At 82.0% G+C, this 311-nt stretch carries 1 protein-coding gene; it reads left to right on the forward strand.

Annotated elements, in window-relative coordinates; translation table 11 throughout:
- Window positions 1-105 precede the first annotated feature (105 nt).
- Window positions 106-311: hypothetical protein (locus tag QM806_RS41040; RefSeq protein ID WP_502943959.1), on the forward strand; the 206-nt coding region annotated here is incomplete at its 3' end.

Consider the following 311-nt stretch of genomic DNA (forward strand, 5'->3'; position numbering starts at 1 on the left):
GTGCGGCAACGGCGGCCTGCTGCTGTAGCTCGGCGCCGGGGGTGTGGGCCGGTTGAGCTGGGCGGGGGAGCAGCGGCGCGCCGTCCCGGCGGCGACGCCCAGGGTGTGCCCCCCCGCCCCGCCAGCGACCAGGACCCCACGGCTCCGGGCCAGGCCCCCGCCCTCACTCACAACTCCGACGCCCTGGTACTCGGCACCCGCCCCGGCGGCTCCGGCGCCGGGGTCGCGGGCCGGGGGTCGTGGCTGGGGGCGGCGGGGCTCGGCGGCGGGGGGGCGTGGGATGGGCCGTCGATGCCCGTGGACGCGGGGCG

The organism is Rhodococcus sp. IEGM 1351 (genome assembly GCF_030056875.1).
In the GTDB taxonomy this organism is placed as follows: Bacteria; Actinomycetota; Actinomycetes; order Mycobacteriales; family Mycobacteriaceae; genus Rhodococcus_F; species Rhodococcus_F opacus.